At 63.9% G+C, this 25887-nt stretch carries 29 protein-coding genes; 13 read left to right on the forward strand and 16 right to left on the reverse strand.

What is annotated here, in order from left to right; genetic code table 11:
* Positions 1 to 4 precede the first annotated feature (4 nt).
* From HYG77_RS10515 to HYG77_RS10525, 3 genes are read right to left on the reverse strand one after another with little or no spacing between them, the layout of a single operon-like run.
* Positions 5 to 1003, reverse strand: a complete 999-nt coding sequence (locus HYG77_RS10515) for an aldo/keto reductase (protein ID WP_244461282.1) — start codon at positions 1001 to 1003, stop codon at positions 5 to 7.
* A complete protein-coding gene (locus tag HYG77_RS10520; protein WP_208962614.1) occupies positions 996 to 2408 on the reverse strand; it encodes an acyl-CoA reductase in 1413 nt (470 codons plus the stop codon). Before HYG77_RS10520 ends, HYG77_RS10515 begins: the two co-directional genes overlap by 8 nt.
* Positions 2409 to 2418: 10 nt before the next feature.
* Entirely contained in the window at positions 2419 to 3717 is a 1299-nt protein-coding gene (locus tag HYG77_RS10525; protein ID WP_208962615.1) for a hypothetical protein, read from the reverse strand.
* A 119-nt stretch (positions 3718 to 3836) separates the two neighbouring features.
* On the opposite strand from HYG77_RS10525, the gene HYG77_RS10530 reads away from it, so the two are divergent.
* On the forward strand, positions 3837 to 4517 hold the full coding sequence (locus HYG77_RS10530; RefSeq protein ID WP_208962616.1) for a TetR/AcrR family transcriptional regulator: 681 nt from the start codon (positions 3837 to 3839) through the stop codon (positions 4515 to 4517).
* Positions 4518 to 4544: 27 nt separating this feature from the next.
* Here the strand turns inward: HYG77_RS10530 and HYG77_RS10535 are convergent, their stop codons facing one another.
* Together HYG77_RS10535 and HYG77_RS10540 are read right to left on the reverse strand one after the other, a co-directional pair.
* Entirely contained in the window at positions 4545 to 5162 is a 618-nt protein-coding gene (locus HYG77_RS10535; protein ID WP_208962617.1) for a TetR/AcrR family transcriptional regulator, read from the reverse strand.
* 4 nt (positions 5163 to 5166) lie between these two features.
* Positions 5167 to 5472 carry a hypothetical protein gene (locus tag HYG77_RS10540; protein WP_208962618.1) on the reverse strand — a complete coding sequence of 102 codons (306 nt, stop codon included), beginning with the start codon at positions 5470 to 5472 and terminating at the stop codon, positions 5167 to 5169.
* A gap of 108 nt (positions 5473 to 5580) precedes the next feature.
* Between HYG77_RS10540 and HYG77_RS10545 the strand changes: the two genes are divergently transcribed.
* From HYG77_RS10545 to HYG77_RS10560, 4 genes are read left to right on the forward strand one after another with little or no spacing between them, the layout of a single operon-like run.
* Positions 5581 to 6882 (forward strand): acyl-CoA dehydrogenase family protein, encoded by a 1302-nt coding sequence (locus HYG77_RS10545; protein WP_109327024.1) that lies wholly within the window; start codon positions 5581 to 5583, stop codon positions 6880 to 6882.
* Positions 6879 to 7895, forward strand: coding sequence for a phosphotransferase family protein (locus HYG77_RS10550; protein WP_244461283.1), 1017 nt, complete (start codon positions 6879 to 6881; stop codon positions 7893 to 7895). The genes HYG77_RS10545 and HYG77_RS10550 overlap by 4 nt, the downstream gene beginning before the upstream one ends.
* Positions 7892 to 8659 carry an enoyl-CoA hydratase-related protein gene (locus HYG77_RS10555; protein ID WP_208962620.1) on the forward strand — a complete coding sequence of 256 codons (768 nt, stop codon included), beginning with the start codon at positions 7892 to 7894 and terminating at the stop codon, positions 8657 to 8659. Before HYG77_RS10550 ends, HYG77_RS10555 begins: the two co-directional genes overlap by 4 nt.
* A 7-nt stretch (positions 8660 to 8666) precedes the next feature.
* Positions 8667 to 9641, forward strand: coding sequence for an NADPH:quinone oxidoreductase family protein (locus HYG77_RS10560; RefSeq protein WP_208962621.1), 975 nt, complete (start codon positions 8667 to 8669; stop codon positions 9639 to 9641).
* Positions 9642 to 9702: 61 nt separating this feature from the next.
* On the opposite strand, the gene HYG77_RS10565 is transcribed toward HYG77_RS10560, so the two are convergent.
* The 9 genes from HYG77_RS10565 to HYG77_RS10605 all read right to left on the reverse strand — a co-directional run bounded on the left by HYG77_RS10565 (position 9703) and on the right by HYG77_RS10605 (position 17654).
* A complete protein-coding gene (locus tag HYG77_RS10565) occupies positions 9703 to 10203 on the reverse strand; it encodes a hypothetical protein (RefSeq protein WP_208963348.1) in 501 nt (166 codons plus the stop codon).
* Positions 10200 to 10805, reverse strand: coding sequence for a TetR/AcrR family transcriptional regulator (locus HYG77_RS10570; RefSeq protein ID WP_208962622.1), 606 nt, complete (start codon positions 10803 to 10805; stop codon positions 10200 to 10202). Before HYG77_RS10570 ends, HYG77_RS10565 begins: the two co-directional genes overlap by 4 nt.
* Positions 10806 to 10911: 106 nt before the next feature.
* Entirely contained in the window at positions 10912 to 12060 is a 1149-nt protein-coding gene (locus tag HYG77_RS10575) for an acyl-CoA dehydrogenase family protein (protein WP_208962623.1), read from the reverse strand.
* Positions 12061 to 12074: 14 nt separating this feature from the next.
* Positions 12075 to 13220 carry an acetyl-CoA C-acyltransferase gene (locus HYG77_RS10580; RefSeq protein WP_208962624.1) on the reverse strand — a complete coding sequence of 382 codons (1146 nt, stop codon included), beginning with the start codon at positions 13218 to 13220 and terminating at the stop codon, positions 12075 to 12077.
* Positions 13213 to 14061 carry an enoyl-CoA hydratase-related protein gene (locus HYG77_RS10585; protein ID WP_208962625.1) on the reverse strand — a complete coding sequence of 283 codons (849 nt, stop codon included), beginning with the start codon at positions 14059 to 14061 and terminating at the stop codon, positions 13213 to 13215. Before HYG77_RS10585 ends, HYG77_RS10580 begins: the two co-directional genes overlap by 8 nt.
* Positions 14062 to 14084: 23 nt before the next feature.
* On the reverse strand, positions 14085 to 15311 hold the full coding sequence (locus tag HYG77_RS10590; protein ID WP_208962626.1) for a CaiB/BaiF CoA-transferase family protein: 1227 nt from the start codon (positions 15309 to 15311) through the stop codon (positions 14085 to 14087).
* Positions 15311 to 16078 (reverse strand): SDR family NAD(P)-dependent oxidoreductase, encoded by a 768-nt coding sequence (locus HYG77_RS10595; RefSeq protein ID WP_204164876.1) that lies wholly within the window; start codon positions 16076 to 16078, stop codon positions 15311 to 15313. The genes HYG77_RS10590 and HYG77_RS10595 overlap by 1 nt, the downstream gene beginning before the upstream one ends.
* Positions 16078 to 17244 (reverse strand): acyl-CoA dehydrogenase family protein, encoded by a 1167-nt coding sequence (locus HYG77_RS10600; protein WP_109334870.1) that lies wholly within the window; start codon positions 17242 to 17244, stop codon positions 16078 to 16080. Before HYG77_RS10600 ends, HYG77_RS10595 begins: the two co-directional genes overlap by 1 nt.
* 95 nt (positions 17245 to 17339) lie before the next feature.
* A complete protein-coding gene (locus tag HYG77_RS10605) occupies positions 17340 to 17654 on the reverse strand; it encodes a hypothetical protein (RefSeq protein ID WP_208962627.1) in 315 nt (104 codons plus the stop codon).
* 371 nt (positions 17655 to 18025) lie between these two features.
* On the opposite strand from HYG77_RS10605, the gene HYG77_RS10610 reads away from it, so the two are divergent.
* From HYG77_RS10610 to HYG77_RS10640, 7 genes are read left to right on the forward strand one after another with little or no spacing between them, the layout of a single operon-like run.
* A complete protein-coding gene (locus HYG77_RS10610) occupies positions 18026 to 18559 on the forward strand; it encodes a carboxymuconolactone decarboxylase family protein (protein WP_109326996.1) in 534 nt (177 codons plus the stop codon).
* A 4-nt stretch (positions 18560 to 18563) separates the two neighbouring features.
* A complete protein-coding gene (locus HYG77_RS10615) occupies positions 18564 to 19832 on the forward strand; it encodes an aromatic ring-hydroxylating dioxygenase subunit alpha (protein ID WP_109326995.1) in 1269 nt (422 codons plus the stop codon).
* Positions 19816 to 20139, forward strand: a complete 324-nt coding sequence (locus tag HYG77_RS10620) for a hypothetical protein (protein ID WP_109326994.1) — start codon at positions 19816 to 19818, stop codon at positions 20137 to 20139. The genes HYG77_RS10615 and HYG77_RS10620 overlap by 17 nt, the downstream gene beginning before the upstream one ends.
* Positions 20140 to 20143: 4 nt before the next feature.
* Entirely contained in the window at positions 20144 to 21376 is a 1233-nt protein-coding gene (locus tag HYG77_RS10625) for an amidohydrolase family protein (RefSeq protein WP_109326990.1), read from the forward strand.
* Positions 21363 to 21779 (forward strand): nuclear transport factor 2 family protein, encoded by a 417-nt coding sequence (locus HYG77_RS10630; RefSeq protein ID WP_208962628.1) that lies wholly within the window; start codon positions 21363 to 21365, stop codon positions 21777 to 21779. Before HYG77_RS10625 ends, HYG77_RS10630 begins: the two co-directional genes overlap by 14 nt.
* Positions 21776 to 22873, forward strand: a complete 1098-nt coding sequence (locus HYG77_RS10635; RefSeq protein WP_109326986.1) for an acyl-CoA dehydrogenase family protein — start codon at positions 21776 to 21778, stop codon at positions 22871 to 22873. Before HYG77_RS10630 ends, HYG77_RS10635 begins: the two co-directional genes overlap by 4 nt.
* Positions 22870 to 23670 carry an acyl-CoA dehydrogenase family protein gene (locus HYG77_RS10640; protein WP_109326985.1) on the forward strand — a complete coding sequence of 267 codons (801 nt, stop codon included), beginning with the start codon at positions 22870 to 22872 and terminating at the stop codon, positions 23668 to 23670. Before HYG77_RS10635 ends, HYG77_RS10640 begins: the two co-directional genes overlap by 4 nt.
* Before the next feature lie 6 nt (positions 23671 to 23676).
* On the opposite strand, the gene HYG77_RS10645 is transcribed toward HYG77_RS10640, so the two are convergent.
* Entirely contained in the window at positions 23677 to 24126 is a 450-nt protein-coding gene (locus tag HYG77_RS10645) for a nuclear transport factor 2 family protein (protein ID WP_208962629.1), read from the reverse strand.
* Between the two features lie 139 nt (positions 24127 to 24265).
* Here HYG77_RS10645 and HYG77_RS10650 point away from each other — a divergent pair, with 139 nt between their 5' ends.
* A complete protein-coding gene (locus HYG77_RS10650) occupies positions 24266 to 25033 on the forward strand; it encodes a glucose 1-dehydrogenase (protein ID WP_109326982.1) in 768 nt (255 codons plus the stop codon).
* A 71-nt stretch (positions 25034 to 25104) separates the two neighbouring features.
* On the opposite strand, the gene HYG77_RS10655 is transcribed toward HYG77_RS10650, so the two are convergent.
* Complete coding sequence (locus HYG77_RS10655) at positions 25105 to 25887, reverse strand: enoyl-CoA hydratase (RefSeq protein ID WP_208962630.1); 783 nt, start codon at positions 25885 to 25887, stop codon at positions 25105 to 25107.

A 25887-nucleotide genomic window follows, 5' to 3' on the forward strand; every position in this document is an offset into this window, starting at 1 on the left:
CGAATCAGGTTGCAGTGTCGGCATCCGACGAGAACATCGCCCGACGCTCGTGCAGGAAGTCGTGCGGATAGCCGAGCCGCACACGTGTGGCCGCGTCGAGCCGCTCCATATGTGAGTCGTCCAGATGGACACTCAGTGCGCCGAGATTGTCGTGGATCTGGGTCACGGTACGTGCGCCGATCGACGGGATCAGCCCCTGGCGCAGCACCCAGGCCAGCGCTACGCGCGCGGACGTGGTTCCGAGTTCTTCCGCGATTTCGACGGCAGCGTTCACACCCCGTTGGTGAGACGGGGACAGTCGCTCGATACCACCGGGAAGCTTCCCGGCCAGTATCCCGCGTGCGAGCGGACTCCACGCGTAGACAGCCAGGCCGAGTGCCCGCGCCATGGGCAGGAGCTCTCGGTCCGGAGTACGTGCGACGAGAGAGTATTCGACCTGCATGCCGCAAAACGCGGACCAGCCCCTCAACTCGGCAATGGCGGCCGATCGGGAGACGACCCAGGCGGGCGTGTTTGTCACGCCGATCGCGAGGACTTTGCCGGATCGCACCAGGTCGTCGAGTGCACGCAATGTCTCTTCGACAGGAGTGCACTGGTCCCACGCATGTACCCACAACAAGTCCACATAGTCGGTGCCCAGCCGTCGCAGGCTCGTCTCGACGCTGCGACGCAGGCTCTTGCGGTGACTGCCGCCCGAGTTCGGATCGTCCTTGTGGGTCGGCAGTGTGAATTTGGTACTCAGGACGACAGAATCGCGCTCGCCCGCTACCAGTCGCCCGACAATCGATTCGCTCGCGCCTTCGGTGTAGTTGTTGGCCGTGTCGACCACGTTGCCGCCCGCGTCGCGGAAGGCACGGTAGATTTCCCGCGACGTCTCCTCATCCGCGCCGAACCCCCACTCCGTCCCGAATGTCATTGCACCCAGGCAGAGCTCGCTGACACGCAGGCCGGACGAGCCCAGCACACGCATCCCCATTCCCCTCCTGCGATCCGAGTCAGGCATCGTCATCCACCACCCAGTTGACGAATCGATGGAGGGGATACATACCGTCGTGAGGGCTGCCCATGCTGCCGGTGAGTGCGCTGCCCAGTTTCACGACACGCTGCACGCCCGCCGTAGCGAGATGATCGCGAACCTCGGCCTTCCGGTGTGTCGGGTAGATGCCTACCGTCTGCGTCGCCACCGTCGCGAAGGCGGCGGCGTCGCCCATCGACGCGACCGGCACGACGTTGACAGTCTTGTTCGTCGGGTGGAAGTCGACCGGCTCGGGCGAGCGCACAACCAGGCCGCTACCGTCGTAACCTCCCCAGACCCGATAGTCGGGTTCGAGGAAGCGCATTCCCTCCACCTCCTCACGAATGTCGCTGGGAGTCTTCGGCCCGGTTGCCTCCGCGAAGTCCCGGTCGACACCGAGTCGTGCGGTGAGCGCGGCACAGAACCGGTCGACCTGCCCGATGTCACCCTCGACCGCGATGTGCCGAGCGGCGACGCACGCGTCCTGGTTGAAGATCGTGGCGTCGGCCGCGGCGAGTTCGGCCACCTGCTGCAGGGTCTCCTCCGATGCGAACGCCTCCCTGCCGACGATGGACATCGACACCTTGGGGTCGAACGAGATCAACTGGAACCCCGGCCCGGCGTACTTCGCGGCGTTCGCGATCGCGGAGCCGCCACCCCAGGCCACCAGCTTGTCGAAGTACTGGGAGCGGTACAGCACGTTCTCGACCTGCGCGTCGCCCCCGCGCCAGTAGACAGCCGACATCGACCGGAGAATCGGATGATCGGGCTCGATGTCCGACATGGTTCGAAGTACGGCAACCGTGGTGAAGGGATCAGCAGAAGGCATCTTGAAGACGTTCACCGCCTTGACAAGTGCTGCGTCGGCGATCGAGGTCATGGCTGCGCTCGGTGAGTTTCCTGCGAGCATGTGGACGAGCCGGGGTGGGAAGGCCCGAATCCGACTCACCCTTCCGTTCGGATCGGTGCGCTCGACCCATCCGTCGAGTAGATTCCGGTCACCGAACGTGCGGTCGAGCCGGTACTCGAGCGCCTCCCTGGTCAGGAACTGCCCGGGCCTGGCGAACGTATTCTCGATGATTCGCCGCGGCAGCGCGCTGACCTGCAGGGTCATCTCTAGCGACTCCTGCAGATATTCGTTCGTTTCGAGCGTGAGATGTTTGGCGGTCTCGACGAGAAAATCGATGATCTCCGAGAGTGGAACCTCGAATGCCGGGCCCTGCTGGGTGCGCGGAACGAACAGTTCGTCGAGCTTCAGGCGCGGCGTGGCAAAGGGCACGCCGAAGTCGCGGGAGAGATATTCGGTGTCGTGACCCCAGATCAGCTTGCCGCGCACGAAATGGGGTACACGGATCTTGGACGTACTCGGGGTGAGAGTGGTTGTCGTCGTCATGGTTTCGTCCTCAGTCCTCGATGAATCCACGGACGTAAGCATCCGTGGTGCCGGCACAGGTGATCTTGTCGTCGTCGACCAGATCCGAGTACCGAGTGATGTCGGGGGCGATCGAGGGCCCCGATCGGCCGCAGGCGCACGCGTCGAGGTCGACGCTGATCTTGTCGCCGGTGATCGTCCCGCCCCAGCGCCCGTCGACGGTCGTGTCGAAGAATGCGGCACGACCCTCGACCTGTCCGTCCGATTCCGGTGCCGGCGCCTCGCCGTTCTTGTCGAGTACGAAGAGTACGAGTCCGGACGGCACGTGGTAGCGCTCGGCGGAACATCGGGGAAGACGCAGATTGAGCTCCTGCATGGAGTAGTAGTGGAAGAACCTGCTCGGTGAGATATTCAGCATCCGGTAGATCTGCGCTTGATAGTCGGCAGGCAAGGAGTGGCCCTTCAATCCGCCGCCCACCGTCAGCGCATTCTCGCCGGTGATGTCTCCGTCTTTCGCTCCGAGCTCGCGCAGTATCTCCGTGAGCCGAAACAGGCTTGCGAACTGGGAGCTGAAGAAGATTCGCTCCGAACGATGTTCGAGTATCTGCTCTGCCCAGTAGTGCAGGCGCCGCTCGTTCTCCGCCTGCCGCTTCGCGGCCTCTGCCTCGTGCGCCGCGAGCTCGTCCGGTGTGGCGGTCCCGTCGGCCATCGCCTTGCGCACCGCGGACAGGCGCGCCATGTAGGCGTGGTGCCCGGCGGCGGGGGGCGCGGCCGGAAAGAGTGGGATGCCGTCCGGTCGGCCGTAGGAGCCGAGGAGCAGGTCGCGCATGGCATTGTGTCCGCTGAGCCCGGTCTCCGGACCGACAGGAATGAAATGCCACGTGCGTTCCGGCGGCAGACCGAGATCGGTCAGGCCGTCGAGCATGTTCTGCAGCGACACTTCCCGGTCACGCGGAGACTTGTTCAAAAAGGAACTTTTCCCGCTGGTGCCGCTCGAACTCGACACCAGATGTCCAGCAGCTTCCAACCTGTCGATCAGGCCGTCGACGTCCGCGACGCCGGACAGGTCGACGTCGGTGACCCGGTGGGTCGAGAGGGAATCGAGCCAGCGAGTGAGCTGCCTCCAATTGCCCTTCGCGATCAGCGATTCGGGGTAGCTCTTGTAGGCGGTATGCGGGAAGAGCAGGGGAATCATGTCCTCGCGGGACGCGATTCTCTCGATTCCCTCCGCATCGGCCCGCTGCGCGAGAAAGGGCACCTGCCGGCGCCGCTCCTGAAAAAGCGCATCCAGTGTCTCGATGACATTCCGCTGTTTCGTCGTTCCTGACATGGTGCCTCCGGCGTCGTGAGCGCAAATAACTTTACCCTCGGTCAAGTTGCGTTAACTTTACCCACGGTAAAGTTATTTTGTCCACAGCAGTCCCGGACTCGGCTGGCAGACTTACCGGCATGACGTCGCCGAAGTCCCGCTCTCGTACAGACGACTCCACGCCTCACCGCGGCGGCCGTCCCACCCGGGAGCAAGCCACGCGGATCGATCGAAGCGTCCGCGAAAGCGCGCTCGAGCTCTTCCTCCAGTACGGCTACGAGGGCACGTCGATGAATGCGATCGCCGAGGCGGCCGGCACCACCAAACCGTCCCTATACGCTCGCTTCCCCACCAAGGAGGCAGTCTTCCGCTCGGTACTCGAATGGGCGATCCAACGCACCGACTGGCCGGTTCCCGAACCACCCGCGCCGAGCCTCGACGACTTGGAGGAGGCCTTGACCGCGATCGCGTCCGCCGCGCTGAGTCGGGCGCTCGAACCCGCGATGATCAGGCTCGAACAGATCGCTATTGCCCATGCTTCGCATTACCCGGAGCTCGCCCGCCGGACTTTCGGTACCGGATTCTGGCCGCGCAAGCAGCTCGTGGTCGACCTACTCAACCGGCACGCGGCAGACGGCTCGATCGTGGCCGAAGACCCCGACCTGCTCGCGGAACACTTCCTCGGGATGGCCTCGGTCGCGCCGGCGCGCCTCGCGTCCTTCGGCATCGTGCACGACCCCGAGGACCGGGCACGCCACACCCGTTCGGCGGTGCAGCTCTTTCTTCGCAGCCTGCGGCGCGTCGACGACGAACGGACGTGAACCGGAAAGCCACGGCCGGTCGGCGCATTACCGCCCGGCTGCTCCGGCTCTCAGGCAGAACACGGTGATGCGATCGATGTCGGTCGCGGTCGGCTGAACCCGCCGCCAGAGGTAGTCCGACAACGTGCCGATCATCGCGTGCGCTGCAAGGGAGGCATCGAATTCGGGCGCCTCGCTTCCCAACTGCCTGAACGGTTCGTGCAGCAAACCGGCCAGCGGATCACTGGCCGACCGCAGGCCCGACGCCGCGTCCTCGCCGAGACTGCCGGCGTTCCACAGGACGGCGCGCGTGGTTTCCGCGACCTCACCGGCGGCCTGGGAGATCACACCCTCGACCCAGCGGCGAACCTTTACCTCAGGCGTGGACTCCTTGCCCATCTGGTGCGCAACGTAATTCCGCAACCGCTCCGTTCCGTCCTCGAACAGCGCTGCCACCAGCGCATCCTTCGACCGAAAATGACGATAGAACGCCTCGTTCGACAGGCCGGCCGCAGCGACAATGTCCGCGACCCGCGGGCGGGAGGTCGTTCCGCACGCCCGCATCACCTCGAGCGCGGCGTCGAGCAACCCACGGATTTCCATGGCATATATCGCGCCGCGTTTGGCCAACGCGCGCTGAGCAATACGGTTCGCAAGATCCTCCATCGCGTCAGTTCGCTTCGGCTGGACCGCGCGAAAGCCGCTCGGGGCGGGCCCAGCACCGCTGAAGCCCTGGCTGCGCCACACGACTCACCAATTCGATCCGAAGGCCCGTCGTCGCGCTGCGATGGAAAGTGAAGAACGGTTGCCCGTCGGAACCCACCCGGGTCGCCTCGGTCACGACCGGCACAGTCACCGCGATCGGACCACCTATTTCGTCGCCCCACTCGTACCCGAACAGGGCGCGGAGCTCCATCCGGGTCGCTTCCGGTTTGTCGGTGACGATGCCGAGATGAAAGAGATCCTCAGCCTTCATCGGCCGGCCTCGCCCAACTCTCCGCGGCTTCAAGAAGCGAACTCCGAAAAATAAGAATTGCATTTATGTTCACGAGAACGATATTCTCATGTAGACGAAGGAGGCGCAATGGCATGGGATTTCGAGACGGACGCTGAGTACCAAGCGAAACTGGACTGGGCGGATACGTTCGTACGCGACGAGGTCGAGCCACTCGATCACATCTGGGAGCACCAACAGTTCGTTCCCCTCGACGGGGCGCGACGCAAGGCTATCGACCCATTGAAAGACCAGGTTCGGAAACAAGGCCTCTGGGCCACCCACCTCGGACCCGAACTCGGCGGCCAGGGATACGGAGCGCTCGAGTTGGCGCTCCTGAACGAGATACTCGGCCGATCTTCGTGGGCACCGATCGTGTTCGGGTGCCAAGCGCCGGACACCGGCAACGCCGAGATCATCGCCCATTACGGCACCGAAGCACAAAAGGAGCGCTATCTGCAGCCGCTGCTCAACGGCGAGTTGTTCTCCACCTATTCGATGACCGAGCCCCAGGCAGGCGCCGACCCAGCCCAGTTCACCACGCGAGCGGTCAAAGATGGGGACCACTGGATCATCGACGGCTGGAAGTACTTCTCCTCCAACGCCAGAACCGCATCCTTCCTGATCGTCATGGCCGTCACGAACCCCGACGTCAGCGTCTACAAAGGCATGTCGATGTTTCTGGTCCCGGCGGATACGCCCGGAATCGACATCGTTCGCAACGTCGGCCTGTATGGGGAAGCCATGAACGACGGTACCCACGCCCTCATTCACTACGACGGTGTCCGGGTTCCCGAAGAGGCAATGCTCGGTGGAGAAGGTCAGGCTTTCGCCGTCGCTCAGACCCGCCTCGGCGGCGGCAGGATCCACCACGCCATGCGGACGATCGGTCTCGCGCAGAAGGCCCTCGACATGATGTGCGAGCGCGCCCTCAGCCGCGAAACCTCAGGTAGCCGCCTCGCGGACAAGCAATTCGTCCAGGGCTATATCGCCGACTCCTACGCCCAGTTGGCCCAGTTCCGGCTCTTCGTGCTGCACACGGCCTGGAAAATCGACAAGTACAACGACTACAAGAAGGTTCGAAAAGACATCGCCACCGCCAAGGTCATCATGCCGACAGTTCTACACGACATTGCCTGGCGCGCAATGCAAGTGCACGGAGCACTGGGCGTGACCAACGAGCTGCCGCTGTTCCAGATGATTCACGGCGCCGCCGTCATGGGCCTCGCGGACGGCCCCACCGAGGTGCACAAGACCACAGTCGCCAAGCAGGTACTTCGCGATTACAAGCCCAACGACGACCTCTGGCCCTCGGAATGGATCCCGAAGAAGCAAGAAGCCGCCAAGGCGAAGTTCGCCGAGTACCTCGAACTGGAAGTAGGAAATTTGTGATCGACTTTCAACGCCTGTCGGACTGGATGGACGGTCAGGGGCTCGGCAAGGGGGCCCCGCTCGAACACCGATACCTTTCCGGCGGAACACAGAACGACATCTACGAACTGACCCGCGAAGACCTCCGCTGCGTGATCCGAATACCACCGCCCGAAGCTCCGGCGAATCGCGACAAGGGAATTCTGCGGGAGTGGCAGATCATCCAGGCACTCGAGGGCACCGACGTGCCACACACCGAGGCCATCGCCGTGTGCGAAGACGCATCGGTCCTCGGCCGGCCGTTCTACCTGATGGGATTCGTCGACGGTTGGTCACCGATGGAGAACAGGAACTGGACCACCCCCTTCGACACCGACCTCGTGGCCCGCGCCGGACTCGGCTACCAATTGGCCGAAGGCATCGCCCTCCTGTCCGCGGTCGATTGGAAGTCCAGGGGTCTCCAAGACCTGGGCCGCCCCGAGGGCTTCCACGAACGCCAGGTCGACCGCTGGACCGGCCTTTTCGCGAAGATCAAGGGCCGCGAACTCGACGGTTTCGATGTAGCTACCGACTGGCTGCGCAACCACAAGCCGCTCGATTTCGTCCCCGGCATCATGCACGGCGACTATCAGTTCGCGAACGTCATGTTCCAGGACGGTGCACCGGCGAAACTGGCCGCGATCGTCGACTGGGAAATGGGCACGGTCGGAGACCCCAAGCTCGACCTGGCTTGGATGCTCGAGGGCTGGCCTGCGGACACCAGCACCCCGGAAGCTGCCACCTGCAGCTACGTCAATCTGCAGGGGATGCCGTCGATGGATCAGCTGGCAGGACACTATTCCGACGTCTCGGGACGCCAGGTCGACGATCTCGACTACTACCGGATCCTCGCCAAATGGAAGTTGGCGATCATTCTCGAACAGGGATACCAGCGTGCAGGCGGCAACGAAAAGCTCCTCGCCTTCGGGCCCATCGTCGTCCAGTCCATGATCGCGGCCGCCGAGCTCGCCGAAACGACGGAGTACAAGTCATGACCGACACCGCAGAACTCGTACAGGAACGCCACGGCGCCATTCTGGTCCTTCGCCTGAACCGACCGGAGGCACGGAACGCACTCACCGGCACGCTGATGCGTGACCTCGGCACCGTCGTCGTGGAGGCCGAAGCTGATCCGGACGTTCGCGCCATCGTCCTCACCGGCGCGGGCGACCGCGCATTCTGTTCAGGGATGGATCTGCGCTCCTTCGCGGAAGAAGGCGAGGGTGGTTTCAACTCCGAGGGTTACGCGCGACTGGCTTCGGGACAACTGACCCTCCCGGTTATCGGTGCGGCAAACGGCACGGCCATCGGCGGCGGACTCGAGCTGCTGCTCGGGGCCGATGTCATCGTCGCTTCGTCGACCGCCAAATTCGGCTTCCCCGAGGTGAAGCGGGGTTTGTTCCCCGGTGGCGGCGGAACGACCATAGGCACGAGACTCCCGTTGCACGCCGCGCTGGAAATGACGCTCACGGGCGACTTCATCACCGCAGACCGTGGCTACCAGCTCGGTTTGATCAATGCTGTGGTCGAAGCTGATGCTGTGTTGGACACTGCCCTGGGATTCGCCGAGCGAATCGCCGCCAATGCACCCCTCGGACTTGCTGCCTGCAAGGAACTCGTCCGTCTCTCGGTCTCCGATGCTGCCCGGGCCGCGGAACGACTCACCGACTGGCAGTCCATCGTATTCACCAGTGCAGACGCCAAAGAGGGCGCCGCGGCGTTCATCGAGAAGCGCGCACCGATCTGGCAGGGCCGGTGATCTGAGAGTGCGTGCCGCAGTCTGTTCCTCGTACGGGCCCCCTGAAGCTGTCACAGTCGAAACGCTTCCCTCACCTCTCTTGGAAGCGGGTCAGGTGCGGATCAAGATCGGAGCCGCAGCCGTCAACTTCTCAGATGTGCTGCTGATTGCCGACAAGTACCAAGTCAGTGTCCCACCACCGTTCACACCAGGAAGTGAGTTCGCGGGCGTCGTCGAGGAAGTGGCCGAAGGAGTCAGCGCAGTCTCCGTGGGCGACCGGGTCACCGGAACCGGGTTTGTCGGTGCCTTCGCCGAGGAGATAGTCGTGGCCTCCGACAAACTCACCCTCAAGCGGATCCCGGACGGCATCGATGCACGCGTCGCCGCTGCCTTCGGCGTCGCATATCGCACGGCCTACCACACACTTCGCTCGGTGGCCCGCCTGCGGCCTGGGGACGAGCTGATCGTCCTCGGGGCGGGCGGCGGAGTCGGCATCGCCGCTGTTCAACTCGGTATCGCACTCGGTGCGTCCGTCACCGCGGTCGCATCGAGCACCGACAAGCTCGTCGTCGCTGCGTCATATGGAGCCGGCCACCTCATCGATCACCGATCCGGGGATCTGCGCACCCGGCTGAAAGAAGCCCTTCCCCAGGGCGCAGACGTCGTGGTGGACCCGGTGGGAGGCGACCTCTCCGAGCCTGCCCTCCGCGCGCTACGCCCGGGCGGCCGCTTCGTTACGGTCGGCTACGCCTCCGGCGTCATCCCGTCCATCCCTCTCAATCTGGTACTGGTCAAAGGCATTCACATCTCCGGATTCCAGTTCAAGGACATTCCAGCCGACGAATTCCATCGCAACGAACAGGAATTGACCGACCTGCTCCTCGCGGATCGTGCAGTCCCCCACATCGGCGCGTCGTATCCGCTCGAGGGCACAGCCGACGCTCTCCGGCTCGTCGCCGACGGCAAGGCCATCGGCAAGGTACTCATCGATTGCGAGTCGTAGTGCGGTGTGACTCCTCCGACTCAGTCGGAGGAGTCACACCGATGACCAAAAACCCAGCCGGTCAAGCTATGTCGGATATCGACAACGACGGCCAGTTGAGCAGCTCGTTGTGGCGGAAGGTCTCCGTGGCCCCGATCGAATCGACCGAAACGGCAGCCGCCGCGAGGGCATGAGCCTTGAAAGCTCTGGCGGCCATACTCAACCGGTGGCTGCCGGCACCGAATCTCTCGTCGAGGTCATCCGGGAACGTATCCCCGAGCAGCATGACCTCGGTCTCGCCCTTGTCCAGGTTTGCGAGCACACCCCGCCGCACGCGGGAGTCGGTTTGGTACAGATCCGCCGACACTGCGATCACCTGCGGACAGGGACCGTGAGGGGATGCGAGCGCGGATTCCAGATCGAGTGTGATCGCTCCGAGAATCTGGAGTGGCCGTGCATCAAGGTGGTCCGCGACGATGACCGAAACGTCCCACCCCGCCATCGTCTGGTCGAACAGCCAGCCTCCAGCGAGCCGCACCACGTCGACCACGTTCGGTGCGACGACGGCAACCCGATACCTCAGGCTTCGCTGTCGGGCGCGAGCTGTCGAGTCAGCGATCGTGCATACTCCCTGAATACGTCGGTTACGGGGATCGAAGGGTCGAGTAGCCATGAGGTCTCCATTCCTCTGAGAAACGCAACAATCTCTACGGCCTTGAGTGCCGGGTCTACATCTGTTCGGTATCGGCCGGCGCGTTGACCACGCTGGATGCCCTCTGCCACGGCCTCGACAGAGGCCCTGGCTCTGCCGAGTAGGCGGTCGTGCAGCGGCGCGTTGGAATCGAGGTTTTCGATCTGGAGGGCGGCGAACATGCCGAGCAGCTCCGGTGAGCGCTGAAATCGCTCAGCGACCCGCTCGATCTGCTCGATGAGATCACCCGAGCGGTCTGCGTGAGCGTCGTCGTCGGCATCGCGGGCGTCGAGCACCGCGTGCAACAGCTGCTCCTTCGACTCGAAGTGATGCAGCAGTCCAGCAGGGCTGACCCCGACCGCCTTCGCGATCTGAGCCAACGTCGTGTTGCGCCAGCCGTTCCGCGCCAACAGCCGCTGAGCGGCGGTGATGATCAATTGCCGTCGATCCTCACCCTTCGCCAGAAGCGTGTCATACGGCCGTGGTTCCGACACCGGACTCCTTCGTTGGACCAACCTACTGAACACACAGTAGGTCAGTTCATCCGATGTGACAAGGATCTCTTTTGTTGTTACGCGTGGCTACAGTCACATGCGGTCGTCACAGTCCTAGAGACTTGGCGATGATTACCTTCATCACCTCGCTCGTCCCCGCGTAGATTCGGGCGACGCGCGCATCCGTGTAGAGGCGGGCTATCGGGTATTCGGTCATGAAGCCGTAGCCGCCGAACAGTTGCAGGCACCGATCGACGACACGCGCTTGCATCTCGGTGCAGAACAACTTGACCCTCGCTGCGTCGGCACCGGACAACTCGCCGTCCACGAGATCGAGCACCGCCCGGTCGATCATCGACTGTGCTGCCTCGACCTCGGCGGACATGGCCGCCAGCTCGAACTTGGTGTTCTGGAACGAAGCGACGGGCGTGCCGAACGCCTTACGTTCCTTGACGTACTCGATCGTCGTCATCACTGCCGCCCGCGCCTGGGCGACCGAACCGACCGCCACTGTCATTCGCTCCTGCGGCAGATTTCGGCCGAGGTAACCGAAGGCGGCACCCTCCTCGCCCAGCCGGTTGGCCACCGGAACGCGGACGTCATCGAACGACAGCTCGACGGTGTCCTGCACCTTGCAGCCCATCTTGTCCAGAATTCGACCGCGCGTGAACCCGGGCATGCCGTCCTCCACGACCAGCAGGGTCAATCCAGCGCGCCGATTGTCCGGATCGGTCGACGTCCGAGCGACGACGATCACGAGGTCTGCGAGCAATCCCCCCGTGATGAACGTCTTGGCACCGTTGACGACATACTCGTCGCCGTCCCGCACTGCGGTGGTGCGAACTCCCGCGAGGTCGGAGCCCGTACCCGGTTCGGTCATCGCGATAGCCGTCAGCAACGTGCCTGCCGCCAGACCGGGAAACCAGCGGCTCTTCTGCGCGTCGTCGGCATAGGCGAGAAAGTACGGAAGGATGACGTCGAGTTGGGTACGGACCGTGCTCAACGTGACCAGAGCGCGGGCCGCCTCCTCCTGCAGGATGACGTTGTAGCGGTAGTCGGGCAGCCCCGCTCCCCCGAACTCCTCGGGGATGGCGGTACCCAGCAATCCCAGGGATCCGAGCTGCTCGAAGACCGCACGTGGCATCCGCCCTGCCTTCTCCCAGATCGGATAGTCGGGGACCACTCGCTTCTCGATGAAGTCGCGGGCCAGTTTTCGGAAAGCTTCGTGGTCTGCGGTGAAAACGTCTCTGCGCATGTCGATTCCTTCCCTTACGCCGACAGCTCGACCAGGGTGGCATTGGCGGTGCCGCCGCCCTCACACATCGTCTGGAGGCCGTAGCGGATTCCGTTGTAGCGCATGTGATGAATCATGCGGGTCATCAGAATGGTGCCCGATCCGCCGAGCGGGTGACCCAGCGCGATCGCGCCGCCCAACGGGTTGACCAGAGCGGGATCGGCACCGGTCTCCGCGAGCCAGGCCAGCGGCACCGAGGCGAAGGCTTCGTTCACCTCGAAAACGCCGACCTCCGGGAGGTCGATGCCTGCCTTGTTCAGCACCTTCTCGGTCGCCGGAATCGGTCCGGTCAGCATGAGGACCGGATCTGCCCCTGTGACGGCACCGGCGCAGTACCGCACGATCGGCGTCAACCCCAGTTCGCGCGCCCTGTCCGGTGTCGTGACGAGCAGAGCGGCTGCCCCGTCGGCGATCTGCGAGGAGTTGCCTGCGTGGATCACACCGTCGTCCTGGAACACCGGCTTCAGTGCAGCGAGCTTGTCGACGTCGGTTCCCCGTCGCACACACTCATCGACGGCGATCACGCCCGACTCAGTGGATACGGGAACGATCTGGTTGTCGAAGGCTCCGTTGTCCAGAGCGGTTGCCGCGCGGTCGTGTGAAAGACTGGCGAACTCGTCGAGCCGGCTCCGGGACAGACCCCACTTCTGGGCGATCATTTCCGCGCCGACACCCTGGTTGAACTGGAAATTGTCGTACCGGGCAAGCGCTTTGGGCCCGTATGGCGCGCCGGAAGCTTTCGCCGCTCCGAGCGGCACCCTGCTCATGACCTCGACACCGCCTGCTACGACGACGTCCTGCTGCCCCGACATCACCGCGTGCACCGCGAAATCGAGCGCCTGCTGGCTCGACCCGCACGCTCGGTTGATCGTCGTTCCGGGAACGGTCTCGGGCCACCCCGCGGCGAGTACGGCGTAGCGGCCGATGTTGCTCGACTGATCTCCGACCTGGGAGACGCACCCCCAAATCACATCGTCGACGATGCCCGGATCGAGCCGGGTGCGTTCGGCGAGCGCTGTGAGAACCATTGCCGACAGGTCTGCCGGGTGCACGCCGGACAGTCCGCCGTTCCGCTTCCCCACCGGGGTACGGACCGCCTCGACGATTACTACCTCACGCATTGACTTCTCCTACTGTCGGTCTGTCCATGGTTCGAAGGTCGACGGCGTCGCGCGCACGGTCGACCGCCCAGCGACCCGTGAAATGTGGTTCGCGTTTCTCTGCGAAAGCGGCGTATGCCTCCGGAGCGTCGGCGGTGGCGAAATTGACCATCTGCGCGCGGGCCTCGTTCGCCAGCGCATCGCGCATCGTTCGGTCGGCTCCCTCGTTGAGCAGCGCCTTGCTCTGCGCGAGCGCAACCGGCGGGCCTGCCACCAGTCGCTCGGCGAGGTCGGCGACGAAACCATCGATGTCCTCGGCCGGCACGACCCAGGTCACGAGATCCAGGGCGTAGGCTTCTGCTGCGTCGATCATCTCGGCCAGCAGGGCAAGTCGCTTCGCCTGCTGTAATCCCACCAGTTTCGGCAGTAACCAGGAGCCGCCCAGATCCAACGACAGGCCGCGCCGCGTAAAGATTTGGGAAAACCTCGATTCCGGCGTGGCAACCACGAAATCGCATCCCAGTGCGAGGTTCCACCCCGCGCCGACAGCCACGCCGGTCACCTTGGCAATCGTCGGTTTCGGCAGCTCGTGCAACAGCAACGCTACGTCGGTCAGGCGCCGCATCTTGTCTGCCGGGTGGTCGTCGCTCGGGGAAGAGATGTCAGCGCCCGAGCTGAATGCCCCACCGGCCCCGGTGACAACCACCGCACGTACCGCACGATCGGTTCCGGCTGCGACGAGCGCATCCCGCAATACGGCCCACAATTCCGCGTTGATGGCGTTCTTGCGTTGCGGCCGGTTGAGCGTCAGAGTTCGCACGCCGTCGCGGTCCCGGCACAACAGTATGGAACTGTCAGTCACAGTGTTTCCCCTTCACAGGCACATCAGCGGTAGACCGGCCCCACGGCGCCCTGCTCCCGCAGCCGGGCGAGGTCGGCTTCAGCGATCCCGAACTCGGTCAGTACGGAGTCGGTGTGCTCCCCGAGACCCGGCACCGCCGCCATCGGAGGGTCGTAACCGGCGATGATGGGCGGCGGCAGCAGTGACGGGATCGGACCTGCGGGTGTCTCGATCTGCCGCCAACGGTCGCGCGTAGTGAGCTGCGGATGCCCCAGAACCTCACTCGGGAGGTTGTACCGAGAGTTGCCGATACCCGCGGCGTCGGCAGTCTTCTGCACGTGGGCGAGGTCGTGGAGCGCACACCATGCACCGATGGCCTCGTCGAGCTCGGCACGGTGCGTGACCCGGCCGGAGTTCGTCCCGAATCGGTCGTCGTCGGCAAGGTCGCTGCGCTGCAGTATGTCCCGCGCCAACCGCTGCCATTCCCCGTCGTTCGTGGTGCCGAGTACCACGGTTTGTTCATCGGCGGTCCGGTAGGCGCCGTACGGCGCGACCGCAGGCGACGACATTCCGAGCGGCTGCTGATCTACCCCGGAGTGCCGTGTGTAGGTGAGGGGGTAGCCCATCAGTTCCGTCATGGTGTCGAACATGCTGACCGTGACCGCGCCGAAGCGAGCACCCAGTTCAGGACGACGCCCCTTCGCGCACAGCAGAGCGAGGATCGACAACGCGGCATACAGTCCAGAACTGACATCGGCTACCGGGGGGCCCGGTTTGGCCGGCTCACCCGGAAATCCGGTTACCGCACATGCGCCCGACTCCGCCTGCACGAGAAGGTCGTACGCCCGCTTGTGCGACAGCGGCCCGCCCGACCCATAGCCGTCGATCTCGACCGCGACGAGTTCCGGGTAACGCGTTGCCAGATCTGCGGGCGCGATACCGAGGCGGGAAGTGGCCCCCGGCGCGAGGTTGGACACCAGTACGTCGGCATTTCCGAGTAACCGGTGCAGCATCTCGATCCCGTCATCGGTTTTCAGGTCGAGTGTCACGGATTCCTTACCGCGATTGGCCCAGACGAAATGGGCCGCAAGACCGCCGACGACGTCGTCGTAGTGGCGGGCGAAGTCACCACCTCGCGGATTCTCCACCTTGATCACGCGGGCACCGAAGTCCGCGAGCGTCTTGGTGCACATCGGGGCGGATACGGCCTGCTCGATCGTGACGACCGTGATGCCTTCGAGTGGGCCACCCCGCGCCGCAGGTTCGGCCATCACATCACCATGCCGCCGTCCACCGGCAGCACCTGCCCGGTGACGAAGGAGGCGGCATCGGAGGCGAGGAAGACGAAGGCACCGGCGATCTCTTCGGGTTCAGCCCAGCGTCGCAGTGGGATGCGGTTCAGCATCTGGGCGGCGAACTTCTCGTCCGTACGTATGGTTTCCGTCATCGGGGTGGCAGCAAGTGGTGCCAGCGCGTTGACGAGGATGTTCTTGCGGGCCAGTTCACGCGCCAGCGACTTTGTCATGCCGATGATGCCGGCTTTGGCGGCGGAGTAGTTCACCTGACCGAGCGTGCCGGTGATGCCGGCCGAAGAGGTCACGTTGATGATCCGTCCGGTCCCATCGGTGGCAAGGAACGGCAGTGCTGCCTGGGCGCAGTGGAAGGCTCCGAGCAGATGGATGTCGAGCATCCGCTGGAAGGACTCCTCCTGCAGATCGGCGAACATGGCCGGTGCAGTCACTCCTGCGTTGTTCACGAGTACGTGGAGAACGCCCTCGGTGAAACCGGCCGCCCTGGCCACCGCTGCGTCGGCGGAGTCCTTGTCGCGAACGTCCAAGGCGATGCTGTCGGCCTTACCCCCGCGCGCCGAAATCTTCTCGGCCACAGCCGCGGCGGCGGTGGCATCGACATCCGTGACGAGCACGGCAGCGCCCGCGGCAGCGAGTGCCTGCGCAACTGCCGAACCGATACCCCCGGCGGCACCGGTTACCAGCGCAGACCGTCCGGTCAGATCGAACAACCCAATATTGTCGGCCATCAGTAGCTCCTCGGCAATCCCAAAGTGTGTGATCCTAGATAGTTCAAAATCATTTCCTGACTGATCGGTGCAATTCGCATCAGCCGGGCCTCGCGGAAATAGCGGGCGACATGATATTCCTCCGAATACCCCATTCCCCCATGGGTTTGCAGCGCTCGGTCCGCAGCCGCGAACCCGGCCTCCGCGCAGAGATACTTGGCGGTGTTCGCCTCACGCCCGCACGGCTGACCGTTGTCGTAGAGCCAGGTGGCCTTTCGAAGAACCAGTTCGGCCGCATCCAGATGCGCCAAAGCATCGGCGAGTGGAAACTGGATGCCCTGGTTCATTCCGATCGGCCTGCCGAACACTTCGCGTTCCTTGCCGTACTTCACTGCCTTCTCGAGCGCTACCCGGCCGATCCCCAGCGCTTCGGAGGCGATGAGCATCCGCTCAGGGTTCAGCCCGTCGAGCAGATACTTGAAGCCCATGCCTTCCTCACCGACGCGGTCCTCGACGGGAATACGGAGATCGTCGATGAACAACTCGTTGGAGGTGACCGCATTTCGCCCCATTTTTGCGATCGGACGGATGTCCACCCGGCTGCGATCGAGATCGGTGAGAAACAGCGTCATGCCATCGGTCTTCTTGGATACGTCGTCGTAGCGTTGGGTGCGGGTCAGCAGGAGAATTTTCTCCGACTCCATCGCCTTCGAGATCCACACCTTGCGGCCGTTGACGACGTAGTGGTCGCCTTGCCGCCGCGCGAAGGTCGAGATGCGCGAGGTATCCAGCCCCGCGCCCGGCTCGGTAACCCCGAAACAGACGTGGAGGTCGCCGGAAGCGATGCGCGGTAACGTCCGCTGCTTGAGTTCTTCGGATCCGTGCACCACAACTGGGTGCATTCCGAAGATCGACAGATGAATGGAGCTCGCGGCGTTCATACCACCGCCTGATCGGGCGACTTCCTCGAGCAGCAAGGTTGCCTCGGTGATGCCGAGCCCGTGCCCGCCGTACTCCTGCGGCATCGTCATTCCCAGCCATCCACCGTCCGCGATGGCGTCGTAGAACTCCGTGGGGAATTCGTGTGCGCGGTCCTTTTCCATCCAGTACTGGTCGTCGAACCGTTTCACCAACTCGCCGACCGATTTCCGGATCAGTTCCTGATCCTCGGTCAGCTCGAAACTCATGCCACCGGGCACAGCCATCACTCTGCTCTCTCTCATTTCAGCCGGCCGCCGACGGGACCGTCGGACACGTCTCTGCGTGCCCTGACCGTTTCCGCTCAGTCGGAGGCGGGAAGGGCTTTTGCGGCCTTGATGATCATGGGGACGCCGTCACAGCTCAGCTCTCCCACGCCGGGGGACGTGCAGAGCACCTCGAGGGTTTCGCTCGCATTGACATAGCGTTTGCCGAGGAGTGTGCGGGGATCGGTCATTCCGGCTGTGGAAGGCCGACCGCCGGTAGCGGGGACCATCGGTGTGCCACCGCAGGCGATGAGCGGTGCACCCTCGGCCGGGGCGCGCACGACGATCACTCGAGTGGAGCAGACGGCACTGGCGAGCTGCTCACCGGGACGCAGCGGTGCTGATGTGGTCACGATGAATCTCCCTTTCGACGAAGCGGTCAGCGGGCAGGTCGAGGACATGGGGACCGCAGATGTGAAGCGGAAGCATCACCGGGCGTCTCCGCTTTCCGACGGGGACACCCCACGATGGTCGCTCTCTTACTACTTGGAAACTATCCTCTCCATTACAGAGAATCAAGCTATACAGAATCGGATGCACCCGAGGAGGAGGCTGCCGGCCGGGCGGTCACGTCAGCCGGGATCGCACTGCCCGCCCCTCGGCGAGGGGTGCCGTTGACCGCGGTGGACAACACTTTTTACCGCAGAGATTGACTATCGGAGCAACCCATGGAAACCTAGTGCTCATATTTGAGAATGTTATTCTCATCGAGAGGAGGTTACGAATGCCCTTACTGCCCCCGCTGCCCGCAGACCGCTGGGACGACAAAGCACGATTCGCCTTCGCCGGGATGCTTCCCAGGGAACGGCAGAATCCGGAAGGGGCGGGCACAGCGTTGGCGACACTCGCTCGCCACCCTGACCTGACAAAGGCATTTCTCGGCTTCAGCGTTCACCTGCTGTACCGGTCGACCCTGCCCGCACGCCTGCGCGAGCTGGCAATCCTGCGGGTCGCGTATCGCCGCGACTGCACGTACGAGCTGACACACCACACGGAACTCGGCAGAGAAGTAGGACTGTCCGCGGACGAGATCGCCTCCGCGCAGCGCGGCGAAGCCGCCGACGACTTCGAGCAGAAGTTGCTCGCGGCCGTGGACGAACTCGACGAGACGTCCCGCCTGTCGGATCGGACCTGGGCCGCTCTCGGTGAACGTCTCGATGAACGGCAGCAAATGGACCTGGTCTTCACGATCGGCGGCTACACCATGATGGCCATGGCTTTCAACACATTCGGCATAGAGCTCGAACAGGAAAGGTAGACCCGTGCCCCACTTCACGAAACCAGCTGCGGGAAGCTGGACAGAGAGTTTCCCCCAACTGGGTACCGAGCCGGTCGATTACACCGACTCCACTGATCCCCAGTTCTACGAAGACGAGCGGGTCGCAATCTTCAAGCGCACCTGGCTGCTGGTCGGGCGCGTCGAACAGGTGCCGAAGACCGGTGGTTACTTCACCAGAGAACTGAAGGCTGCCGACACCTCACTGATCATCGTCAAGGGGGCCGACGGCACGATTCGCGCCTTCCACAACGTCTGCCGCCACCGCGGTAACAAGCTGGTGTGGAACGACTTCCCGCAGGAAGAAACGTCCGGCACCTGCCGTCAGTTCACCTGCAAGTACCACGCGTGGCGCTACAGCCTCGAAGGCGAGCTCACGTTCGTTCAGCAGGAGGGCGAGTTCTTCGACCTGGACAAGAGCAACTACGGCCTCAAGGACGTGCGCTGCGAGGTCTGGGAAGGCTTCATCTTCGTCAACCTCGATCCCGAAGCAGTATCACTGGAGGAATACCTCGGCGACTACGGCCAGAGCCTCAAGGGTTACCCCTTCCACGAGATGACCGAGGTCTACAGCTACCGCTCCGACATCGCGAGTAACTGGAAGCTGTTCATCGACGCGTTCGCCGAGTTCTACCACGCGCCTGTGCTCCACCAGAAGCAGGCAACCAAGGACGAGGCCGACAAGCTCATCGGCTACGGCTTCGAGGCACTGCACTACGAGCTGCAGACTCCCCACTCGATGATCTCCTCCTGGGGTGGCATGTCGCCGCCGAAGGATCTCAACATGGTCAAGCCGATCGAGCGAGTCCTGCGCAGTGGTCTCTTCGGTCCGTGGGATCGTCCGGACATCGAGGGGCTCGATCCGTTGCCGCGCGGCATCAACCCCGCCGGCGCAAAGCCCTGGGGCATCGACGAATTCGAAATCTTCCCCAACTTCTCGCTCCTGTTCTGGGCACCGGGCTGGTACCTCACGTACCAGTACTGGCCGACAGAGGTCGGTCGCCACACCTTCGAGGCGAACCTCTACTTCGTTCCCCCGAAGAACACGCGCGAACGCCTCGCGCAGGAGCTGGCTGCGGTGACTTTCAAGGAGTACGCACTCCAGGATGCCAACACCCTCGAGGCAACCCAGTCGATGCTTGCCACCGGCACCGTCACCGACTTCCCGCTCTGCGATCAGGAAGTTCTTCTCCGCCACCTTCACAAGACCGTCAAAGATTACGTCAAGGAGTACCGTGATGGCTCTGCCAACTGAGTTCGTCGACCTCGAGCCGTACGCCGGCTGGGCCCTGCAGACCGAACCCGAGCGTTATGCAAAACGCCTCGCCTCCACCATGCCCGAGATGCAGGAGTTCTACGACGCCGCGTTCGGCCGCCTCGAAGACGCGATCACGTATTGCGACAAGTTCGACTTCGACGACCTGCCCGACGACGCCCGCTCCCTCGTGCACCTGATGCAGTCGCTCGTCATGGTGTCGTTCCCGATCGAGGTGTGGAAGCAGGCCCGGGTGCCCGACAGCGGCGCGGCGTGGGTCGATCTCATCAAGGAACCGGTGGTCTGACATCATGCTGACACTGAAGGCGGCCGGGCTACTCGACATCGATTCCGGCGAGATCATCCGACCCGGCATCCTCCACATCGAGGACGATCGCATTGTCGGTGTCGGCTCTGACGCCGGCAATGCCGGCGACCACGCGGAAGGGGAGGTACTGGATCTCGGCGACCTGATCCTCCTTCCCGGCTTCATGGACATGGAGGTCAACCTCCTGATGGGTGGGCGGGGAGAGAAGCCCGTGTACTCCACCGTGCAGGACGATCCTCCGCTGCGCATGCTGCGTGCGGTGGGCAATGCCCGCCGCACGCTGCACGCCGGTTTCACCACCGTCCGCAATTTGGGACTCTTCGTCAAGACGGGCGGTTACCTACTCGACGTCGCGCTCGGCAAGGCGATCGACGCCGGCTGGGTGGACGGTCCCCGGATCGTGCCGGCCGGACACGCGATCACCCCCACCGGTGGGCATCTCGACCCCACGATGTTCGCGGCGTTCGCCCCCGGTGTTCTGGACCTCACCATCGAGGAAGGGATCGCCAACGGGGTCGACGAGGTACGCAAGGCCGTCCGCTATCAGATCAAGCACGGCGCACAGCTGATCAAGGTGTGCGTCTCGGGCGGGGTCATGTCACATACCGGACTTCCAGGTGCGCAGCACTATTCGGATGAGGAACTACGGGCCATCGTGGACGAGGCTCATCGGCGCGGGTTGCGCGTCGCGTCGCACACACACGGCGCGGATGCGGTGCGTGCGGCGGTGGAGGCAGGCATCGATTGCATCGAGCACGGCTTCCTCATCGACGACGATGCCATCGACCTCATGGTCGAGCGCGGTACCTACCTGGTGCCCACCACCCGGCTCGCGGATGCCATGGACGTCTCGCATGCCCCTGCCGATCTGCAAGCCAAGGCAGCCGAGATGTTCCCCCGCGCACGCACTTCGGTTCTTGCGGCATATAAGGCAGGCGTGAAGATCGCCGTCGGCACCGATGCACCCGCGATTCCCCACGGCAAGAACGCCGACGAACTCGTCGCCCTCGTGGAGCGAGGTATGCCGCCCTTGTCGGTGCTGCAGGCAGCGACCACCACCGCCGCCGATCTGATCGACGTGACCGACCGGGGACGGCTCGCGGAGGGCCTGCTGGCCGACATCATCGGTGTTCCCGGTGACCCGGTGGACGACATCACCGTGACCCAGAATGTGCGGTTCGTCATGAAAGGCGGCAAGGTCTATGTCAACAAATGACGACCTGATGGAAATTCAGCAGTTGCTCGCCCGCTATGCGGTGAACATGACCAAGGGCGACGTCGAGGGGGTGACCGGTGTCTTCACTGCTGACGGCACCTACAGCGCCTTCGGTGACGCATTTCCCCTCGATCAGTTCCCCGAACTGGTTGCTGCCGCACCCAAGGGTCTGTTCATGACCGGTACGCCCCTCATCGAGTTGTCCGGCGACACGGCAACCGGGACACAGCCACTGTGCTTCGTCGACGAGGCGACGCACGACATGCGAATCGGGTACTACAACGACACCTATGCCCGGACCACCGACGGCTGGCGGCTTCGGACACGGGCCATGACGTTCATTCGCCGTAGCGGAGCGCATGATTCGGGGCGCCCGCACGCCTTCGAACGTCCTGGCGCATGAACGTCACAGAATTTCGGGCAGGTCTGCGCGGCTGGCTCGAAGACAACGACCTGTCCGCCGGGCCCGATCATTCGCTCGACGGACAGGTCGCGCAGTTGGCCCGGGTGCGTGGCGCCCTCTACGACGCCGGTTGGATGCGCTACGGCTGGCCCACCGAGGTCGGCGGTGTAGGCGGGCCCGCGGTGCTTCGCGCCGTCCTCGGCGAGGAAGTGGCGACCCGCGACCTGGCCGAGCCCGGAATCTATTCGATGATCGAAGTACTCGCTCCGACCATGATCTCGTACGCCCGCCCGGAGTTGGCGGCCGAGATGGTGCCGTTACTCCTCAGCGGCCGCGAGCAGTGGTGCCAGGGCTTTTCCGAACCCGGTTCGGGAAGCGACCTCGCTTCGCTGACCACCCGCGCGGATCCCCGCGGTGACGACACATGGGTGATCAACGGGCAAAAGGTCTGGACGAGCCTCGCCCAGTACTCCACCCGCTGTGTCCTACTCACCCGCACCGCGCCGGGCCATGGCGGTATCACCGCCTTCTTCGTCGACATGAACACACCAGGCATCACCGTCAGGCCGTTGCGCACGATGCACGGCGTCGACGAGTTCGCAGAGGTGTACTTCGACGATGTGGTCGTTCCCGAGGATCGCATGCTCGGCCGCCCGGGCGACGGATGGCGGGTGGCCATGGACCTACTCCCTCACGAACGGTCCACCTGCTTCTGGCACCGAATCGCCTATCTGTTCACCCGTCTCGATCGATTGCTGACGGAATCGAATACCGCGACGTCGGACGACGGCGATCTCGGTGCGGCATACCTTGCGCTCCACACCGCTCGGTGTCGCTCCCACGCCACCCAGCAGCGACTGGCAAACGGTGCCCAGCTCGGCCCGGAGACCTCCATCGACAAGGTATTGCTGGCCACCGCCGAACAGCGACTGTTCGACACCGCCCGAGACCTGCTCCCCGGGGTGCTCGAACTCGGCGAGAACGAGTGGCGCACGGAATTCCTGTATTCCCGCGCCGCAACCATTTACGGCGGCACCGCGGAAATACAACGCAACATCATCGCGCGCCGGCTACTCGACCTGGGGGCGGAATGACCGTGTACGACGTGGAGCTCACCCTCCTCGAGGACACACTTCGCAAAACGATGACCACCCGATCGGGCGCAGATCTCGATACCGCCCTCACCGAACTCGGGTGGCACGACATGCTCACCGAAATGCCAGACCTCGCAGTGCCGATCGTGTTCCGGCTCCTCGGGGAGACCGGCGCACACGGACCCTTCCTCAATGACGTGGTGCTGGACGAGGCGGGACTCCCCGTCGGTGGCGCCGTCCCCCTGCCGTACACCGGAGGCTCCTGGGTTCTGTGGGACCGCACCGACAAGGCGCCCGCACCGCAGTACAGCACACTGGACAGTGAACTACCGCTGGCGATCGTCGACCCCGGAAGTCCGGTCCCGCTCGCTGCGGGCCGCCGAGCGCTCGGTTGGTGGTTGACCGGTACCAGCCGAGCCATGCTGTCCCTGGCTCGAACACACGCGCTGGGTCGTACACAGTTCGGCAGGCCGGTCGCCGCATTCCAGGCCGTACGGCATCGGCTCGCGGAGACCCTCGTCGCCATCGAGGGCGCCGAAGCAACCCTGGCCGCCGCCACCGACGACCTCGGTTCCCTGCTCGCCAAGGCCGCGGCCGGCCAGGCGGCGCTCATAACAGCTCGTCACTGCCAGCAGGTGCTCGGTGGGATAGGTTTCACCGCCGAACACGATCTACACCGGCACATCCGGCGCGCGCTGGTGCTCGACGGCCTCCTCGGCAGTGCGCGAGAACTCACCCGCGAAGCCGGCGCGATGATCCGGGCCGAAGGATCGGCGCCGCGCCTCGTCCAGCTCTGACACCGGCTATGACCGAGCGGCCTCGTCAAGGCCGCTCGGTCCGGGATGATTCGAGAACCAAAGACTCTCTTCCCGGAGTCGGGCGCTTCTCCAGCCATCCGGAGTACGCACCACTTCGTGGTGGTAGTTGCCCCCGCAGTAGGTCATGCCGCTCACGCCGGGTAGTTGCATGGGGTTGAAGAACATTGCCCGCACCTTCGCAGTGGCGCCATCGAGATCGATCTCGATATTCGTGACGAAATGCTGCGTTAGCGGAACCTGGGTCAACGCATCCCGGAGAAGGGCGATCACCTCGTCTCGCGGCCCGGGCGGGTACCCGACCGAGCTGTAGTCGAGGTGAGCGTCCTCCGTGAACACTGAATTCAGCAGCGCCCAGTCTTTCGTGTCGATGGCTCGCGCGTACCGATACATCAGCTCCACGATCTCGGCCTTGTCCTGTACCACTTGCATATTCATGTGGTTCCTCACCTCTCGACAAGCACAATCACCCCCCGCATGTAGCTCACCACACAAGCACTCCGCCGCCTGCAGAATGCGATTCTCGAATGTCAGAACGTCCTTTCCAAAGGGCACTCGACTCGGGCATAATTCATGGATGACCACTAGTGCTTCCCTACATGACCTGACCGGCAAGGTTGCCGTCGTCACCGGCGGATCCCGCGGCATCGGAAGGGCCATCGTGCAGGCTCTCGCCGAGGCGGGGGCCGACGTTGTCATCGCCTCACGCAAGCTCGATGCATGCGAGCTCGCGGCCAAGGAGGTAGAGACGTCCACCGGCAGTCGAGCGTTTCCCGTAGCCTGTCACGTCGGACGCTGGGACGAGTGCGACCAGTTGATCGAACAGACCCTGGAACATTTCGGAAGGCTCGACGTACTGGTGAACAACGCCGGAATGTCACCGCTGTACGAGAACCTCGACGACATCACCGAAGAGCTGTATGACAAGACGTTCGCTGTCAACCTCAAGGGACCGTTTCGGCTCGCCGTTCGAGCCGCCACCCACATGGCCGAAAACGACGGTGGCTCCATCATCAATGTCGGTACCGCGGGGTCCCTGGTGGCGAGCGCGCGTCAGTTGCCCTATGCCTGCGCCAAAGCAGGGGTTAATGCACTCACGGTCGGACTGGCCGATGCATTCGCGCCGAAGGTCCGGGTGAACGCGATCCTGCCGGGCCCCTTCCTGACGGACGTCTCGAAGTCGTGGGCGCCTGCTGAAGGTGAGGAAGCGTCGTTCGTGCCGCTGCGTCGCATGGGGAAGCCGGAGGAACTCGGACCTCTCGCACTCCATCTCGCCAGTGACGCATCGAGTTTCACTACCGGCGCTATCATCCGGGTCGACGGCGGCGTCACCAAAAAGGTCTGACGGCTTACCGCCCGATGGTGGGCCCCGCTTACGGGACCCACCATCGGAGTCGAGACTTCTACTGAATCCTCTTACTGAATTTTTTCTTTCATCTCGTCCAGCTTCATCAGAATCGGGTAGCCACTGACACTCAAGGCGTTGCCGTGTCCGGACTGATGGATGTCGAACACCGACTGGATTGCAGCGTAGAAGCCTTGCACGTCCAGCGTCTGGTTGACCGCGCGCTTGGCCTGGCGCAGCCCGAACGAGGGCATCGTGGCGATATGTTCGGCAAGGGCCCGAGTCTCCGCGTCGAGCTGATCCCGCGGCACTACCTTGTTCACCATGCCGACCTGCTCGGCTTCCGCGGCCGTCACCGGACGACCGGTGAAGAGAATTTCCTTCGCCTTGCGGGCGCCGAGTTCCCAGGTATGGCCGTGATATTCGACTCCACCGATGCCCATCATCACCACCGGGTCGGAGAAGGAGGCATCCTCGGCAGCGACGATCAGGTCGCACGGCCAGCACAACAACAGCCCGCCCGCGATGCAGCGCCCCTGGACGGCCGCGATCGACGGCTTCGGAACATTGCGCCAACGCAGCGAGTACTCCAGATAGCGACGGGTCTCCGCCCCGTAAATCCATTCCAGGGTGATCTCCGCGGGAGCCGGCCACCGATCGTTGAGGTCGTGACCGGCGGAGAAGTGTTTCCCCTCGGCACGCAAGACGATCACCGCCACATCAGGGTCCTCTGCCGCCTTGGTCCAGGCTGCATCGAGTTCGTCGAGCAGGGCCCCGTTCTGGGCATTGGCGGCCTCAGGGCGGTTGAGTGTGATGGTCGCGATCTTGTCGGCAACCTCGTAGTCGATATACAT

The organism is Rhodococcus sp. ZPP, from assembly GCF_017656075.1.
Taxonomy (GTDB): domain Bacteria; phylum Actinomycetota; class Actinomycetes; order Mycobacteriales; family Mycobacteriaceae; genus Rhodococcus_F; species Rhodococcus_F oxybenzonivorans.

What these genes read in the sequence shown, in the direction of transcription:
- HYG77_RS10515 (WP_244461282.1), bottom strand. Translation starts at nt 1,003, where the DNA reads ATGCCTGACTCGGATCGCAGGAGGGGAATGGGGATGCGTGTGCTGGGC.
- HYG77_RS10520 (WP_208962614.1), bottom strand. Translation starts at nt 2,408, where the DNA reads ATGACGACGACAACCACTCTCACCCCGAGTACGTCCAAGATCCGTGTA.
- HYG77_RS10525 (WP_208962615.1), bottom strand. Translation starts at nt 3,717, where the DNA reads ATGTCAGGAACGACGAAACAGCGGAATGTCATCGAGACACTGGATGCG.
- HYG77_RS10530 (WP_208962616.1), top strand. Translation starts at nt 3,837, where the DNA reads ATGACGTCGCCGAAGTCCCGCTCTCGTACAGACGACTCCACGCCTCAC.
- HYG77_RS10535 (WP_208962617.1), bottom strand. Translation starts at nt 5,162, where the DNA reads ATGGAGGATCTTGCGAACCGTATTGCTCAGCGCGCGTTGGCCAAACGC.
- HYG77_RS10540 (WP_208962618.1), bottom strand. Translation starts at nt 5,472, where the DNA reads ATGAAGGCTGAGGATCTCTTTCATCTCGGCATCGTCACCGACAAACCG.
- HYG77_RS10545 (WP_109327024.1), top strand. Translation starts at nt 5,581, where the DNA reads ATGGCATGGGATTTCGAGACGGACGCTGAGTACCAAGCGAAACTGGAC.
- HYG77_RS10555 (WP_208962620.1), top strand. Translation starts at nt 7,892, where the DNA reads ATGACCGACACCGCAGAACTCGTACAGGAACGCCACGGCGCCATTCTG.
- HYG77_RS10575 (WP_208962623.1), bottom strand. Translation starts at nt 12,060, where the DNA reads ATGCGCAGAGACGTTTTCACCGCAGACCACGAAGCTTTCCGAAAACTG.
- HYG77_RS10580 (WP_208962624.1), bottom strand. Translation starts at nt 13,220, where the DNA reads ATGCGTGAGGTAGTAATCGTCGAGGCGGTCCGTACCCCGGTGGGGAAG.
- HYG77_RS10590 (WP_208962626.1), bottom strand. Translation starts at nt 15,311, where the DNA reads ATGGCCGAACCTGCGGCGCGGGGTGGCCCACTCGAAGGCATCACGGTC.
- HYG77_RS10595 (WP_204164876.1), bottom strand. Translation starts at nt 16,078, where the DNA reads ATGGCCGACAATATTGGGTTGTTCGATCTGACCGGACGGTCTGCGCTG.
- HYG77_RS10600 (WP_109334870.1), bottom strand. Translation starts at nt 17,244, where the DNA reads ATGAGTTTCGAGCTGACCGAGGATCAGGAACTGATCCGGAAATCGGTC.
- HYG77_RS10610 (WP_109326996.1), top strand. Translation starts at nt 18,026, where the DNA reads ATGCCCTTACTGCCCCCGCTGCCCGCAGACCGCTGGGACGACAAAGCA.
- HYG77_RS10620 (WP_109326994.1), top strand. Translation starts at nt 19,816, where the DNA reads ATGGCTCTGCCAACTGAGTTCGTCGACCTCGAGCCGTACGCCGGCTGG.
- HYG77_RS10625 (WP_109326990.1), top strand. Translation starts at nt 20,144, where the DNA reads ATGCTGACACTGAAGGCGGCCGGGCTACTCGACATCGATTCCGGCGAG.
- HYG77_RS10630 (WP_208962628.1), top strand. Translation starts at nt 21,363, where the DNA reads ATGTCAACAAATGACGACCTGATGGAAATTCAGCAGTTGCTCGCCCGC.
- HYG77_RS10635 (WP_109326986.1), top strand. Translation starts at nt 21,776, where the DNA reads ATGAACGTCACAGAATTTCGGGCAGGTCTGCGCGGCTGGCTCGAAGAC.
- HYG77_RS10640 (WP_109326985.1), top strand. Translation starts at nt 22,870, where the DNA reads ATGACCGTGTACGACGTGGAGCTCACCCTCCTCGAGGACACACTTCGC.
- HYG77_RS10645 (WP_208962629.1), bottom strand. Translation starts at nt 24,126, where the DNA reads ATGAATATGCAAGTGGTACAGGACAAGGCCGAGATCGTGGAGCTGATG.
- HYG77_RS10650 (WP_109326982.1), top strand. Translation starts at nt 24,266, where the DNA reads ATGACCACTAGTGCTTCCCTACATGACCTGACCGGCAAGGTTGCCGTC.
- HYG77_RS10655 (WP_208962630.1), bottom strand. Translation starts at nt 25,887, where the DNA reads ATGTATATCGACTACGAGGTTGCCGACAAGATCGCGACCATCACACTC.